Source organism: Faecalibacterium intestinale (assembly GCF_040096575.1).
GTDB classification, from domain to species: Bacteria; Bacillota; Clostridia; order Oscillospirales; family Ruminococcaceae; genus Faecalibacterium; species Faecalibacterium intestinale.
Map to the genome: position 1 here is coordinate 77,794 of NZ_JBBMEN010000001.1, position 14,971 is coordinate 92,764.

The window sequence follows — 14,971 nt, forward strand, 5'->3', positions numbered from 1 at the left end:
CAATGGCAAATTATCACGAGATGGATCGCGCTGCGCTGACCGCTGAAAAGGCAGCGCTGGAACAGGCTTATAAAGAGTTTCAGGCAAAGGGTCTGAAGCTGAATATGGCACGCGGCAAGCCCGGCCCCCACCAGATGGATCTGGCAATGGACCTGCTGAAGATGACCGACTACACCACGGATGCAGGCACCGATGCCCGCAACTACGGCGAGCTGGAGGGTCTGAGCGAGGCCCGCGCCCTGTTTGCAGATGTGTTCGGCGTAAAGCCCAACGAGGTGTTCGTGGGCGGCAACTCCAGCCTGCAGCTGATGTATAACCTCATCAACATCGGTTATGTGTTTGGCTTCCCGGAGTCTCCCTGCCCTTGGTCTCAGGTGGAAAAGCGCAAGTTCCTCTGCCCGGTGCCCGGCTATGACCGTCACTTTGCCATCACCGAAGAGTTCGGCTTTGAGCTCATCAGCGTGCCCATGACCCCCAACGGCCCCGATATGGACGTTGTGGAAAAGCTGGTGGCAGAGGATGATACCATTAAGGGTATCTGGTGTGTGCCGCAGTACTCCAACCCCGATGGCTACACCTACAGCGATGAGACCATCGAGCGCTTTGCCAAGATGAAGACCGCAGCCCCGGATTTCAAGATCTTCTGGGACGAGGCTTACATCGTCCATCACCTGACCGAGGAGATCATCGAGACTCCTGTTCTGCTGAACGTGAGCAAGAAGTACGGCACGCAGGATCGCGTGTTCATGTTCACTTCCACCAGCAAGATCACCTTCCCGGGTGCCGGCGTTTCTGCCATTGCCTGCAGCGACAACAGCATGAAGTATATGTGCAAGCGCTTTTCAGTGATGATCATCAGCTACGATAAGATGAACCAGCTGCGCCATGTCCGCTTCCTGAAGAACAAGGAGGGCGTTCTGGCACACATGGCAAAGCACCGCCGCCGTCTGGTGCCCTGCTTCGATGCCGTCAAGACTGCCTTTGCCGCCAACCTCACCCCCTGCGGCGATATTGCCCACTGGACCAACCCCAAGGGCGGCTACTTCATCAGCCTGTATGTCATGCCCGGCTGCGCCAAGCGCGTGGCAGAACTGTGCAAGGATGCAGGTCTGGTGCTGACCGGCGCAGGCTCTGCTTATCCGTACCACAAGGACCCGCAGGATTCTCACCTGCGCATTGCCCCCACTTACCCCAGTCTGGACGAGGTGGAGACCGCTTCCGAGCTGCTGTGCGTCTGTGTGCGTCTGGCCGTTGTGGAAAAGCTGCTGGCTGATATGGCCTAAGGCTTGAAATAACTTGTATATTCTCCTCTGCGGGGCTCTTTGCAGGGCCGGCAGGGGAGTTTTATCACAGAAAGGCCGGCACGACGGCTGCTCTGTGAGGAGAGGAGCCGTTGGCAAAACTTGCGGTTCACAACAAAAACGGCTGCGGCTGCACAGCCGCCGCTTTTGGAGGTTCCCTGATTTATGAAAACAAAAGGCAAAGCATGGCAGCTGGTCGTTACCGCGCTGCTGATCGTTGTATTTGTCTACACCGCCTTTTTTGGCGTAGCGGCAAAATACGGCGATGTGACCACCACCTATATCAAGGGTGCAAAGGATATCCGCTTTGGTGTGGATATCAAAGGCGGCGTCAACGTCACCTTTGTGCCCTCGGATGGCTACGATGCCACGGACGAGCAGCTGGATGCCGCCCGTCTGGTTATCGAGAACCGTCTGGTCGCGCTGAACGTGACGGACTACGAGCTGTATGTGGACAACAATTCCGACAGCCTGATCCTGGAGTTCCCGTGGCAGTCCGGCGAGACGGATTTTGACCCCGAGTCCGCCATTCAGGAGATCGGCACCACCGCCTACCTGACCTTCCGCGAGGGAGCCAGCAAGGACGGCGAGCTGATTTTGGACGGCTCTATGGTCGAAAGCGCCTCGGCGCAGTACGGCGCTGTGAGCAACGGCGGCAGCTCAGAGTATTACGTCGCCCTCAAGTTTACCACCGAGGGTGCCAAGGCCTTTGGCGATGCCACCACCAAGCTGGCCGCCGATAAGGGCAGCATCAGCATCTGGCTGGACGACGAGAACGTGAGCACCGCCACCGTCAACACCGCCATTACCGATGGACAGGCCATCATCACCAGTTCGGCTTCTAATCCCTTTACGCAGGATGCCGTGGTCAAGATGGCACGCCAGATCAACTCCGGTGCGCTGCCCTTTGCCCTAAGCGTGGACAGCTACTCTACCGTGAGCCCCAGTCTGGGCGAAAACAGCCTTGGTGCCATGGTGCTGGCAGGTCTGATCGCTTTTGCCCTCATCGTGGTGTTCATGACGGTGCTGTACCGTCTGCCGGGCTTTCTGGCCTGCATCGCGCTGGCGGGTCAGGTGGCGGCTACGCTGGCCTTTGTGTCCGGCTACTTCCCGGTATTTGAAAGTTTTACCCTGACCCTGCCCGGCATCGCAGGTATCATTCTGGCCATCGGCATGGGCGTGGATGCCAACGTCATCACCGCCGAGCGCATCAAAGAGGAGCTGAAAAACGGCAAATCTCTGGACGGCGCCCTGAAGAGCGGCTTTGCCCGCGGCCTGACCCCTATCATTGACGGCAACGTGACTATCGTCATCGTGGCCATCGTGCTCATGGGTGCCTTCGGCCCCTCGGATGGCCTGTTTGCCAAGGCACTGCACTTTGTATTCTTCGCCTTCGGACCCTCTACCGCAGGCACCATCTACGCCTTCGGCTATACGCTGCTCACCGGCGTGCTGCTGAACTTCGTGTTTGGCGTATTCGCTACCCGTGTGATGATCCGCGGCGCAGCTGCCATCAAGGCACTGCGCAACCCGTGGCTGTACGGTGCTGCAAAGCCCGGGCAGGAAAAGGCGGAAAAGAAGCCGGTGGATTTCGTGTCCCTGCGCAAAAAGTTCCTGACCATCTCCGCCTGCCTGATGGCAGCCATTCTGCTGTGCGCCGTGGTGTTCGGTGTGCATCTGGATACCGAGTTCACCGGCGGTGCTATGATCACCCTGTCCTACGAGGGCAGCTTTGACCAAGCCACTGTGCAAAAGACCGCTGCAGCGGCGCTGGAAAACACCGGTCTGACCCTGCAGACCGGCGAGAACGTAGCCACCGGCGACCAGACCCTGAAGATCTCCATGCCCGGCACCGAGACCGTGACCACCGAGCAGGTGGAGAACCTGCTGGATTCCTTGAATGAGAACTACCCGGACAATCAGTTTGCCCAGCTGTCCCTGAGCAATGTCAGCGCAGCCATGGGCACCAAGTTCCTGCAGAAGAGCTTGGTGGCTGTGCTGTTTGCACTGGTGCTCATTCTGCTGTATATCGCCCTGCGCTTCAAGAACATCGGCGGTCTGACCGGCGGCATGATGGCAGTGCTGGCGCTGGTCAACGACCTGATGGTGGTGTTCGGCACCTTTGCGCTGCTGCGCACCGCACTGGACGGCAACTTTATCGCCGCTATGCTCACCATCCTCGGCTACTCCATCAACGATACCGTTGTGGTGTACGACCGTATCCGCGAGAACCGCGCCCTGATGGGTAAAAAGGCTGGCTTTGAAGAGCTGGTCAACCAGTCGGTCAACCAGTCTGCCCGCCGCACCCTGATCACCACCATCACCACCGTGATGGCACTGGGCGTCATGTGCATCGTGGCAAAGCTCTACGGTCTGGACAGCATCTTTACCTTTGCGTTCCCGCTGATGATGGGTATGATCAGCGGTGTGTACACCTCTCTGTGCGTTTCCACCTCGGCATGGGTGCTGTGGAGCGAGCGCAGGAAAAAGAAAGACTAAGGCGGAGGAACAAACGATGAAGTGCCCTTATTGCGGTGCGGAGGAATCCAAGGTGATCGACTCCCGCCCGACTGAAGACAACGAGCGCATCCGCCGCCGCCGCGAGTGCCTGAACTGCCATATGCGCTTTACCACCTATGAGGTGGTGGAAACGGTGCCGCTGGTGGTCATTAAAAAGGATAACTCCCGCGAGCCCTTTGACCGGCAGAAGTTGCTCAATGCCATGCTGCGTGCCTGCGCCAAGCGTCCTGTCAGCTATGAAGCACTGGAGCACGCCGTCAGCAGCATCGAACAGTCTCTGTTCAGCTCCTACGACCGCGAGATCCCCAGTGTGCGCATCGGCGAGCTGACCATGCAGGAACTGAAAAAGATCGACGAGGTGGCCTATATCCGCTTTGCATCGGTCTACCGCCAGTTTGCGGATGTGGAAAGCTTTCTTGATGAACTGAAAAAGCTTGTGGGAGACCGCAAGGAAAAACAGTAAAATACAACCCGGAGGGGCTGTTGCACAAAGTGATGTGCAGCAGCCCCTTTTTTGTGTGCTTATTTGAAACGAAATCTCCTTATAAGAAGAGAATGCAGACAGGAACGCAACAAAGCGCCACAAAAGCGTACACAAAGCATTGATATGCAAGATAATGTATAAAAATCCGATAATATACACTCTGGTAGGCATCGGAACAGCCCGGAAAGTGTGCGGAAGCTGTTGCACTTGGCTGATTTTGAAGAGAAGCGCAACACAACTGTAACGTTTTCGGAGCTTTTGTTACGCTTGAGTTGCGGTAAAAGAACGGGAAAATTTTAAAAAATCTGTATTTTTTCTGCAAATTAGCCTTTGAACCTCTTGACGTCTGTATGGTTTTGTGATACTCTTGTGACACAAGAGTTGCAGATGTGATACGACAGAGTTGCAAACGAGTTGCAGCATACAACATCACACTGTATAAGGCAGCAGACCGGAGGCAATCTTATGAAGCGTGCAATGAGTACCATGAAGAATATCGCAGCAGCCGCTATGACGCTGGCTGTGGTTTTTGGTTTTGCAGGCTTCAAGCCCGTCACCGCAAACGCAGCACAGGCTGCCGTGCCTGCTGCCGCTTCCGTGGAGGAAGAGAACTCCTACTTTGAGGAAGACGCTTACCAGCGCAGCTTCCTGACCCTGATCAATAACGAGCGCGCACAGGCTGGTCTGGCTCCCGTTGCTCTGGGCGACAGCAGCCACAATGCCGCTGCAATGGAGCGTGCCGAGGAGCTGGCAGTTTCTTACTCCTACGTTCGTCCCAACGGTCAGCGCGATTTCACCGTTCTGGCAGAGAACGGCATCAGCGATGTTTCCACCGGCGAGAACTACATGGCCGGCTGCTCCACCCCCGATGCCGCAATGGATCAGTGGATGGCTACCGATTTTACCCGCGAGCGCATCCTGAACGCCGATGCCACCACCGTGAGCGTTGGCCACTACGAGGGCGGCGTCTACAACAACTACTGGGTGCTGATCTTCTCTTACCCCGAAAATTCTCACACCGAGGACTACCGTCAGGAAGTTCTGGATCTGGTCAACGCCCAGCGTGCAAAGTACGGTCTGACTGCTCTGGAAATGGGTGATGACAACCTGACCGCCGCTGCACAGACCCGCGCCGAGGAGATCGCCGTTGTAAACTCTCACGTCCGCCCCGATGGCTCCAAGTGCTTTACCGTCCTGAAGGACTACGGCGTTACCGATACCCCCACCGGCGAGAATGCCGCATGGGGCAGCGTCTCTCCTGAAGAGGTCGTCAACGCATGGATGAACTCCGAAGGCCATCGCGCCAATATCCTGAACCCTGAGGCTCGCAAGATGAGTGTTGGCTACTACTACAACAGCAACAGCACCTGGGGTCATCAGTGGATCCAGATCTTTACCAAGTGATCAACTGCTTTCTTCTTATAAAAGACTGACGGGGCCGCAAGGCTTCGTCAGTCTTTTTATTTGCGCCCGTTTGTGTTATACTTATTCTGAGTTATTATCAGGAGGATCTAACGTGGAGGATTACCGCACCGTCCGGGGCACGGCCACCGGCGAATACGAAGAGAAAAAAAGCCGCTTTATCGCACAGCTCTCCTTTGTCGACAGCGAGGAAGCCGCCGTTGCCTTTCTGGAGCAGGTGCGGACGGCTAACCGCACCGCGCGGCACAATGTTTACGCCTACCGCCTTCGGGCGGGCAACCGCGAGCGCTATTCTGATGACGGTGAGCCGGCAAAGACCGCCGGTACGCCCGCATTGGAAGTGCTGCAGCATAGTGGTCTGACCGACCTGATCGTGGTGGTCACCCGCTACTTTGGCGGGGTGCTGCTGGGCACCGGCGGTTTGGTGCGCGCTTACACCACCGCCACCGCCCGCGCACTGGAAAACGCGGAGGTCGTCACAGTGCGCAGTGTGGTGGAGCTGCAGGTGACGGTGGATTACGCCCTTTACGAACGTGCGTCCCTGCTCATTGATGCCGCCGGGGCAAAACAGGCACCGCCGGAGTTTGCAGACCGTGTCACCCTGCGCTGGCAGATGCCGGAACACACCGAAGCCCCGCTGCTGGAGCAGCTGCGGGAGCTGACCCGGGGCAGCGCTCAGGTAACGGTGTCTGACCCGTTCTACGCACCATTTTAAAAAACAAAGTCTTTTTTGCAAACCGACACCGAACTTCCCCCTTCGACACGGCCGATGTGCTACAATTGCTGCAGCGCAGCAATTGGGATCGGCTGCGCGCAGAGGGGAGGGGAGAAACCCGAAAAACAAAAGGAGGATCTGTATGGATGTGCGCCGGAGAACCGAAGAGATCGAGCACCTCACCTTTGCGCCTTGGGCGACCTTCAGCGATGCAAGCCGCGGCAGAGCTGTGCCGGAGCCGCAGGATCCGCTGCGCCCGGTGTTCCAGCGGGATCGCGACCGGGTGCTGCACTGCAAGGCATTCCGGCGTCTCAAGCAGAAAACGCAGGTGTTCCTTTCGCCGGAAGGCGACCTGTACCGCACCCGGCTGACCCATACGCTGGAGGTCTCGCAGATCGCCCGCACCATTGCCCGTGGCCTGCGCCTGAACGAGGATCTGACCGAGGCCATCAGCCTTGCGCATGATCTGGGACATACCCCCTTTGGTCACGCGGGAGAAAAGGCACTGGATGCTCTTTGCCCGGACGGCTTCCGCCACTATATGCAAAGCCTGCGTGTGGTGGACCGGCTGGAAAAGGACGGCGAAGGGCTCAACCTGACATGGGAGGTGCGGAACGGCATCGTTACCCACACCAAGGGCACATGGGCAGCTACCCCGGAAGGACGCATCGTGCGCTTGGCGGATCAGATTGCCTTTGTCAACCACGATATCGAGGACGCTGTGCGCGCCGGAGTGCTGGACGCTGCCACCCTGCCCAAGGACTGCACGGCAGTGCTGGGACAGACCAAATCTGCCCGCATCACCACCATGATCAACAGCATTCTCACCCACAGCGAGGGGGATGTCCGCATGGGCACGGAGGAATACGAAGCGTTCCTTGCTCTGCGGGATTTCATGTACACTACCGTGTATGTGGATAAAAACGCCAAGCGTGAGGAGCAGAAGGTGGACAAGCTTATCGCGGAGCTGTACGAATACTACCTGACCCATGTAGACCGGATGTCCAACTTTTATGTGCAGCTGGCCTATCAGGAGGGACGGGAGCGCGCCGTCACCGACTACATTAGCGGTATGAGCGACGAGTTTGCCATCCGCACCTTTGAAGAACTGTTCGTGCCCCAGAAATGGCACGTCCTTTAAAACTGGAGAGGTCGTTTAAAACAACATGATCCCACACGAATACATCGAGGAGCTTACCCGCCGCACCGACATTGTGGAGCTGGTGGGCAGCTATGTGCAGCTCAAACGCAAGGGACGGCTGTACGGCGGGCTGTGCCCTTTTCACAGCGAAAAAACGCCGTCCTTTTATGTGTACCCGGACACCCAAAGCTTTTACTGTTTCGGTTGTCAGGCAGCCGGAGATGCCATCAGCTTTGTCAAAAAGATCAACAATATCAGCAGCGGCGAAGCCATCAAGATGCTGGCTTCCCGCGCCGGGATGCCGGAACCGCAGGAGGACGATAAGACGGGACGCCTGCGCAGCCGGGTGCTTTCCATGAACAAGGAGGCCGCCCGCTTCTTCCATGCCTGCCTGAACTCTACCGTGGAGGAGGCGCGGCAGGCGCGCGCCTACTGGCGGCGGCGCGGACTGGACGATAAGACCATCGTCCGGTTCGGGCTGGGCTATGCCCCCAACGATGGGCAGGCGCTGTACCAGTACCTGCGGGATAAAGGCTACAACCAGCAGGAGCTGGATGCCAGCGGCCTGTTCAAGCGCAGCCAGTCCGGGCGCATCTACTGCCTGTTCTGGAAGCGTGTCATGACCCCCATCTTTGACCTGCGCGGCAACATCATTGCCTTTGGCGGGCGCGTGATGGACGACTCCAAGCCCAAATACGTCAACAGCCCGGAGACGCTGGTCTACCACAAATCCGAGACGGTATTTGCCATGCAGATCGCAAAGCGCAGCGCCTCCCGGCGGTTCGTGCTGTGCGAGGGCTACATGGACGTCATCAGTATGCAGCAGGCGGGCATCGACACTGCCGTCTGCGCCTGCGGCACCGCGCTGACCCCCGGGCAGGTGCGCATCATCAGCGAGTATGCCGACGAAGTCATTCTGAGCTACGACTCGGACGAGGCCGGTCAGAAAGCGACCCTGCGCTCGCTGGAGCTGTTCCGCAACAGCCCGGTAAAGGTGGGCGTTTTGCAGATCCCCGGTGCAAAGGACCCGGACGAGTATATCAAAAAATATGGTCCGGAGCGCTTTCAGGCACTTCTGGACGGGGTGGGCAACGCGCTGGACTTCCGGCTCAAGCGCCTGCGGGATCAGTACGATCTCTCGCAGGATGCGCAGCGGCTGCAATATGTAAAGGAAGCTGTGGAAATGCTGGCCGAGCGCTCTAACCCCACCGAGCAGGAGGTGTACGCCGGGCGGCTGGCAGAGGAAACTAATATTTCCAAAACCGCCATTCTGGCGCAGCTGGGCACCGCAGCAAAGCGGGCAGGCGGCAAGTACCGCCGGGAGAAAAACCACGAGCGGCTGCATTCCGGCGAGATGGATCAGATCAAGGTACCATACAGCGCAGGCGGCAGTCAGGCACTGGGCATCGCCAGCGCCCAGCAGCGGCTGCTGGCGGCCATCCTGCGGGAGCCGCGGTATCTGGAACTGGCTAAACAGCAGCTGACGGCGGAGCAATTCATCCAGCCGCAGCAGAAGGAACTATACGAAGCGATGCTCAATTGCAGCCGGGAGGGCGTGGAGCTCAGCCTGACGGCACTGCGGGCATTTGTAAGCGAAGAAGCATTGAATGAACTGAGCCGACTTGCGGCACAATACAGCGATGTGAACTGCACCCCGGAGGATATCCATCTGTATCTGGACAGGATCGCCCGGGGGATGCCGGTCGCAAGCAAAGCTGCTGCAATGTCCGGCGATGAAATCACACAGTATCTTCAGTCGATGCGCGAAAAAAAGCAGGGGACGCTGCCCGAACAAGACTGATCCCTGTTTTCCCTCCGGCTGGAGCTGGAGAGAAAAGGAGCAGGAATCATGCAGAAATTGTCGCAAACGGAAGAACTTGCCCGCAGCCTTGCCGCAAAGGCGCGGCGCCACACCCTGACCCCGGAGCAGATCAGCCGCGCCATGGAGGAAACGGATTTTGATGTTGCGCAGCTGGATGAACTTTACGCTGCGCTGGAGCAGCGGGGCGTCCATCTGGCAGAGGAAGAGTCTGCCGAACTGCCTGTGCTGGACGATGCACAGATCGGCAGGCTGGAGAATGAGCTGTCCTCAGAGGGAGTGGCGCTGGATGACCCGGTCAAGACCTATTTAAAGGAGATCGGCCGGGTGCCGCTGCTGACCGCCGGACAGGAGATGGCACTGGCAAAGGCTGCCCGCGCCGGCGATGCAGATGCCCGCCGCGCTTTGAGCGAAGCAAACCTGCGGTTGGTGGTATCGGTAGCCAAGCGCTACGCCGGGCGGGGACTGCCTTTTCTGGATCTCATTCAGGAAGGCAACCTTGGCCTGATGAAGGCGGCGGAAAAATTTGAGCCGGAGCGTGGTTTCAAGTTCTCTACCTACGCAACGTGGTGGATTCGTCAGTCCATCACCCGCGCCATTGCGGATCAGGGACGCACCATCCGTATCCCGGTGCATCTGGTAGAGAGCATCAACCGGGTCAAGAAAACGGCGGGCGACCTGCTGCATAAAAATGGACGGGAGCCCACCGTTGAGGAGATCGCTGCCGCACTGGATATGGAACCGGACAAGGTGCGGGAGCTGCTGCAATTGTCGCAGGAGCCCATCAGTCTGGAAACGCCGGTGGGGGAGGAAGAGGACGCCCATCTGGAGGACTTTATTCAGGACGAAGATGCCGGTGTCCCGGTGGACGAAGCCGGGCGTCAGCTGCTGCGGCGGGAGCTGCTGCACGTCCTTAAAAGCCTGACGCCCCGGGAGGAGCGGGTCATCACCCTGCGCTTTGGTCTGGAGGATGGCCGTGCCCGCACGCTGGAAGAGCTGGGCAAGGAGTTCAACGTGACCCGGGAACGGGTGCGGCAGATCGAAGCAAAGGCGCTGCGCAAGCTGCGCCACCCCAGCCGCGCAAAGCTGCTGCGGGATTATCTGGACGAGTGAATCGCATAAAATTTTCAGGACGAGACTGCTGCACAGCATTTTGTGCGGCGGTCTCTTTTTTTGCGGCAGGGAAGTGCAAAAGTCACACTTCCGGGCACAAGAGTAAAGATAGACAAATTGCACAAGGGTGTTATGAACAGGAACGTGCAAAATAAAAAAATCAAGTACTTGGCAGACAAACAGCTACACGCTGCCGGGCGTGCGAAAACAAAGTGAAAATTAAATTTATTTCGGCAAAAAACTGAAAAATGGCTTGACAACAGGGGTTTTCGGGTGTATACTGCATTAGTATCACATAATGGACTAGTGCGCCAAAAAGGGAACTGCGATGGCTGCCGCTTGAGGGCTTGCCCCGAAAAGTTTGTGCAAAACGCCGGAACGTTCCGCAGGACGCGGGTCGAATTATGTGTGTCTGCTCAAATTTGACCCGTGTATACGACATCCCGTAGAATATAAAAGTAAGGAGTGGTTGATTTTATGATGAAAGTCAAGCCCGTTAAGCTCGGCAAAACCGAGCGCATGAGCTTCTCCCACATCGACGAAGTCATCAGTATGCCGAACCTGATCGAGGTGCAGAAGAACTCGTATCAGTGGTTTCTAGATGAAGGCCTGAAGGAGGTCTTCCACGATATCGGCACCATTGAGGACTACACCGGCAATCTGGCACTGAGCTTTGTGGACTTCCGGCTGGATAAGGAGCCGAAGTACAGCATCAAGGAGTGCAAGGAGCGCGACGTTACCTTTGCAGCCCCCCTGCGCGTCACCGCCCGTCTGCTGAACAAGGAGACCGGCGAGGTGAAGGATCAGGAGATCTTCATGGGCGATTTCCCCCTGATGACCGACGCAGGCACCTTTGTCATCAACGGTGCTGAGCGTGCGATCGTCAGCCAGCTGGTCCGTTCTCCCGGTGTGTTCTACGGCCATGCCAAGGATAAGGTGGGCAACGACCTGTACAGCGCCACCATGAACCCCAACCGCGGTGCATGGCTGGAGTACGAGACCGATGCCGCTAATGTGTTCTATGTCCGTATCGACAAGAACCGCAAGCTGCCCGTCACGGTGCTGTGCCGTGCACTGGGTCTGTCCTCTAACGAGGACATCCTGAACTACTTCGGCGAGGACGAGCGCATTCTGGCCACGCTGGAAAAGGATACCACCAAGAACCGCGAAGAGGGTCTGCTGGAGGTCTACCGCAAGCTGCGCCCCGGCGAGCCTCCCACGGTGGAGTCCGCTACCAGCCAGATCGATATGCTGTTCTTCGATCCGCGCCGGTACGACCTGTCCCGCTTCGGCCGCTATAAGATGAACAAAAAGCTGTCTCTGGCACGCCGCATCATGAACCATGTGGCTGCAGAGAACGTGGTGGATCCCTTCACCGGCGAGATCCTTGTCGAGGCCGACAAGAAGATCGACCGCAAGCTGGCTGAGAAGATCGATGCCGCCGGCGTGGATCTGGTCGTGCTGAAGATCGATGATCCCATGAAGGATCAGCCCCACAAGGTCAAGGTCATTACCAACGGCTGCGTGGACGCACAGGCCATCATTGATAGCTACTACCCCGCATTCAAGGGCGTGGATGTCAAGGAGTGCGGCATCAACGAGCGCTGCAACCTCAAGGAGCTGCGCAAGATCCTTGATAACGCTTCCAGCGCCGAGGAGGTCATGGAGAGCCTGAAGAAGGATCACGACCTGCTCATCGGCCGTACCGTCACCATCGACGATATCCTGTCCTCCATCAACTACTTGAACGGTCTGGGCTACGGCATCGGCACCACCGATGATATCGACCATCTGGGCAACCGCCGTATCCGCAGCGTGGGCGAGCTGCTGCAGAACCAGTTCCGCATTGGCTTCTCCCGCATGGAGCGCGTCATCCGTGAGCGCATGACCCTGCAGAGCCAGGATCAGAGCGTCATCACTCCGCAGGCGCTGATCAACATCCGTCCTGTGGTGGCAGCTATCAAGGAGTTCTTCGGCTCCTCTCCGCTGTCTCAGTTCATGGACCAGAATAACCCTCTGGCTGAGCTGACCCACAAGCGCCGTCTGTCTGCTCTGGGCCCCGGCGGTCTGAGCCGTGACCGCGCAGGCTTCGAAGTCCGCGACGTTCACTACAGCCACTACGGCCGTATGTGCCCCATTGAGACCCCTGAAGGCCCCAACATCGGTCTGATCTCCTATCTGGCATCCTACGCCAAGATTAACGAGTACGGCTTTGTGGAGGCTCCCTACCGCAAGGTCAAGAAGGTCTACGACGAGAACAACAACCTCATTGAGCAGGTCGTCACCGACGAGGTGGAGTATATGACCGCCGATGTGGAGGACGAGTACGTTGTGGCACAGGCCAACGAGCCGCTGGACGAAGGCAAGCACTTCGTCCGTCCCCGCGTGTCTGCCCGCCGCCGCGACGAGATCCTGGAAATCGACGCAGAGAAGGTCGATTACATGGACGTCTCTCCGCGAATGATGGTCTCTGTTGCTACCGCCTGCATCCCCTTCCTGGAGAACGATGACTGTAACCGTGCACTGATGGGCTCTAACATGCAGCGTCAGGCAGTGCCTCTGATGGTCACCCAGCAGCCCATTGTTGCTACCGGTATGGAGTACAAGGCTGCTACCGACTCCGGCACCGCTGTGCTGGCCAAGAGCAACGGCGTTGTGGAAAAGGCCGATGCCGACCACATTGTTGTGCGCAACGAGCAGGGTGCTCTGGAGGAGTACTCTCTGATCAAGTTCGCCCGCTCCAATGCAGGCACCTGCATCAACCAGCGCCCCATCGTGGAAGTGGGCGAGACCGTCACCGCCGGTCAGGTGCTGGCCGATGGCCCCGCAATGCGCAATGGCGAGATCTCTCTGGGTAAGAACGCCCTGATCGGCTTCATGACCTGGGAGGGCTACAACTACGAGGACGCCGTTCTGCTGAACGAGAAGATCGTGCGCGAGGACGTGTACACCTCCATCCACATCGAGGAGTACGAGACCGAGAGCCGCGATACCAAGCTGGGACCCGAGGAGATCACCCGCGACATCCCCAACGTTTCTGAGGATGCCCTGAAGGATCTGGACGAGCGCGGCATCATCCGCATTGGTGCCGAGGTCAAGAGCGGCGATATTCTGGTCGGCAAGGTCACCCCGAAGGGTGAGACCGAGCTGACCGCCGAGGAGCGCCTGCTGCGCGCCATCTTTGGTGAGAAGGCACGCGAGGTGCGCGACACCTCCCTGCGTGTGCCCCATGGCGCATACGGCATCATTGTGGATGTCAAGGTCTTTACCCCGGAGAACAGCGATGAGCTGCAGCCCGGTGTGCGCGAGGTCGTCCGCTGCTATATCGCCCAGAAGCGTAAGATCAGCGTTGGCGATAAGATGGCAGGCCGTCACGGTAACAAGGGTGTCGTTTCCCGCATCCTGCCGCAGGAGGATATGCCCTACCTGCCCGACGGCACTCCGCTGGACATTGTGCTGAACCCGCTGGGCGTGCCTTCCCGTATGAACATCGGTCAGGTGCTGGAAGTCAACCTCGGCTACGCTGCCAAGGCCTGCGGCATCAAGGTCATGACCCCCGTCTTTGATTCTGCCCGTGAGAACGACATCGGAGATACCTTTGATACCGCCCGCGAGATGTGGCACGGCGAGAATGCACCTGCATACCCCACCAAGCTCCCCAAGATCATGGGCGAGAAGGGCCACATCATCGACTTCTCCAAGATCGAGCTGGATCGTGACGGCAAGACTACCGTTTACGACGGCCGTACCGGTGAAAAGTTCGATAACCGCGTTACCGTTGGTTATATGTACTACCTCAAGCTGCATCATCTGGTCGATGATAAGATCCACGCCCGTTCCACCGGCCCCTACTCTCTGGTCACCCAGCAGCCTCTGGGCGGCAAGGCGCAGTTCGGCGGTCAGCGCTTCGGCGAGATGGAGGTCTGGGCACTGGAAGCTTACGGTGCCGCTTACACCCTGCAGGAGATCCTGACTGTCAAGTCCGATGACGTGGAGGGTCGTGTCAAGACCTACGAAGCCATCGTCAAGGGCGAGCCCATCCCGCAGCCCGGCATCCCCGAGTCCTTCCGCGTTATGCTGAAGGAACTGCAGTCTCTGGGTATGGACGTGATCGTGCAGGATAAGGACGGCAACGAGATCGATATGCGCCAGAACTTCGACGACGAAGAGACCGGCTTTGATATGCGTGATGTTGCCGGCACCGAGACTGTGGTGCAGGAGAGCGAACTGACTGATTACAACATCAAGGACGCCGATGCAGGTTTCGATGATCCCTCTGTGCTGGAGGATGACAACTCTGTCTCTGCAGAGTCCGCTTCCTCCGATGAAGTGGATTTTGACGAATAAACCCCTTATAGGCTGTTTTCCCGCTGCGGTGCGCGTGCTGCCGCCGCAGACAGGGGAGAGCAGCGGGTTTTATAGGTCGCCTGTCATCATCGAAACAACTAGAGATTAA

The 14,971-nt window shown here is 58.0% G+C and carries 9 protein-coding genes; all 9 read left to right on the forward strand.

Annotated elements, in window-relative coordinates:
* Positions 1-2 precede the first annotated feature (2 nt).
* The 9 genes from WMO20_RS00350 to rpoB all read left to right on the forward strand — a co-directional run bounded on the left by WMO20_RS00350 (position 3) and on the right by rpoB (position 14,862).
* On the forward strand, positions 3-1,283 hold the full coding sequence (locus WMO20_RS00350; protein ID WP_249254368.1) for an aspartate aminotransferase type Ic: 1,281 nt from the start codon (positions 3-5) through the stop codon (positions 1,281-1,283).
* A 183-nt stretch (positions 1,284-1,466) separates the two neighbouring features.
* Complete coding sequence (secF, locus tag WMO20_RS00355) at positions 1,467-3,800, forward strand: protein translocase subunit SecF (protein WP_349185485.1); 2,334 nt, start codon at positions 1,467-1,469, stop codon at positions 3,798-3,800.
* 16 nt (positions 3,801-3,816) lie between these two features.
* Positions 3,817-4,284: a transcriptional regulator NrdR gene (gene nrdR / locus WMO20_RS00360; RefSeq protein ID WP_112089814.1), complete on the forward strand. Its 468-nt coding sequence runs from the start codon at positions 3,817-3,819 to the stop codon at positions 4,282-4,284.
* A gap of 486 nt (positions 4,285-4,770) precedes the next feature.
* Positions 4,771-5,709: a CAP domain-containing protein gene (locus tag WMO20_RS00365; protein WP_349185486.1), complete on the forward strand. Its 939-nt coding sequence runs from the start codon at positions 4,771-4,773 to the stop codon at positions 5,707-5,709.
* A 112-nt stretch (positions 5,710-5,821) separates the two neighbouring features.
* The gene (locus WMO20_RS00370) at positions 5,822-6,442 is read left to right on the forward strand and encodes an IMPACT family protein (RefSeq protein ID WP_349185487.1); all 621 of its coding nucleotides are present in this window, start codon (positions 5,822-5,824) and stop codon (positions 6,440-6,442) included.
* Positions 6,443-6,584: 142 nt separating this feature from the next.
* A complete protein-coding gene (locus tag WMO20_RS00375; RefSeq protein ID WP_349185488.1) occupies positions 6,585-7,583 on the forward strand; it encodes a deoxyguanosinetriphosphate triphosphohydrolase in 999 nt (332 codons plus the stop codon).
* Between the two features lie 25 nt (positions 7,584-7,608).
* Positions 7,609-9,384 carry a DNA primase gene (dnaG, locus tag WMO20_RS00380; protein ID WP_308562727.1) on the forward strand — a complete coding sequence of 592 codons (1,776 nt, stop codon included), beginning with the start codon at positions 7,609-7,611 and terminating at the stop codon, positions 9,382-9,384.
* A gap of 48 nt (positions 9,385-9,432) precedes the next feature.
* Positions 9,433-10,515: an RNA polymerase sigma factor RpoD gene (gene rpoD, locus WMO20_RS00385; RefSeq protein WP_349185489.1), complete on the forward strand. Its 1,083-nt coding sequence runs from the start codon at positions 9,433-9,435 to the stop codon at positions 10,513-10,515.
* 477 nt (positions 10,516-10,992) lie between these two features.
* On the forward strand, positions 10,993-14,862 hold the full coding sequence (gene rpoB / locus WMO20_RS00390) for a DNA-directed RNA polymerase subunit beta (protein WP_349185490.1): 3,870 nt from the start codon (positions 10,993-10,995) through the stop codon (positions 14,860-14,862).
* Positions 14,863-14,971 lie beyond the last annotated feature (109 nt).

Bases quoted from the DNA above. Each gene is read 5' to 3' on its own strand.
- rpoD (WP_349185489.1), top strand. From the start codon at position 9,433: ATGCAGAAATTGTCGCAAACGGAAGAACTTGCCCGCAGCCTTGCCGCA.
- WMO20_RS00375 (WP_349185488.1), top strand. From the start codon at position 6,585: ATGGATGTGCGCCGGAGAACCGAAGAGATCGAGCACCTCACCTTTGCG.
- rpoB (WP_349185490.1), top strand. From the start codon at position 10,993: ATGATGAAAGTCAAGCCCGTTAAGCTCGGCAAAACCGAGCGCATGAGC.
- WMO20_RS00350 (WP_249254368.1), top strand. From the start codon at position 3: ATGGCAAATTATCACGAGATGGATCGCGCTGCGCTGACCGCTGAAAAG.
- WMO20_RS00365 (WP_349185486.1), top strand. From the start codon at position 4,771: ATGAAGCGTGCAATGAGTACCATGAAGAATATCGCAGCAGCCGCTATG.
- nrdR (WP_112089814.1), top strand. From the start codon at position 3,817: ATGAAGTGCCCTTATTGCGGTGCGGAGGAATCCAAGGTGATCGACTCC.
- secF (WP_349185485.1), top strand. From the start codon at position 1,467: ATGAAAACAAAAGGCAAAGCATGGCAGCTGGTCGTTACCGCGCTGCTG.
- dnaG (WP_308562727.1), top strand. From the start codon at position 7,609: ATGATCCCACACGAATACATCGAGGAGCTTACCCGCCGCACCGACATT.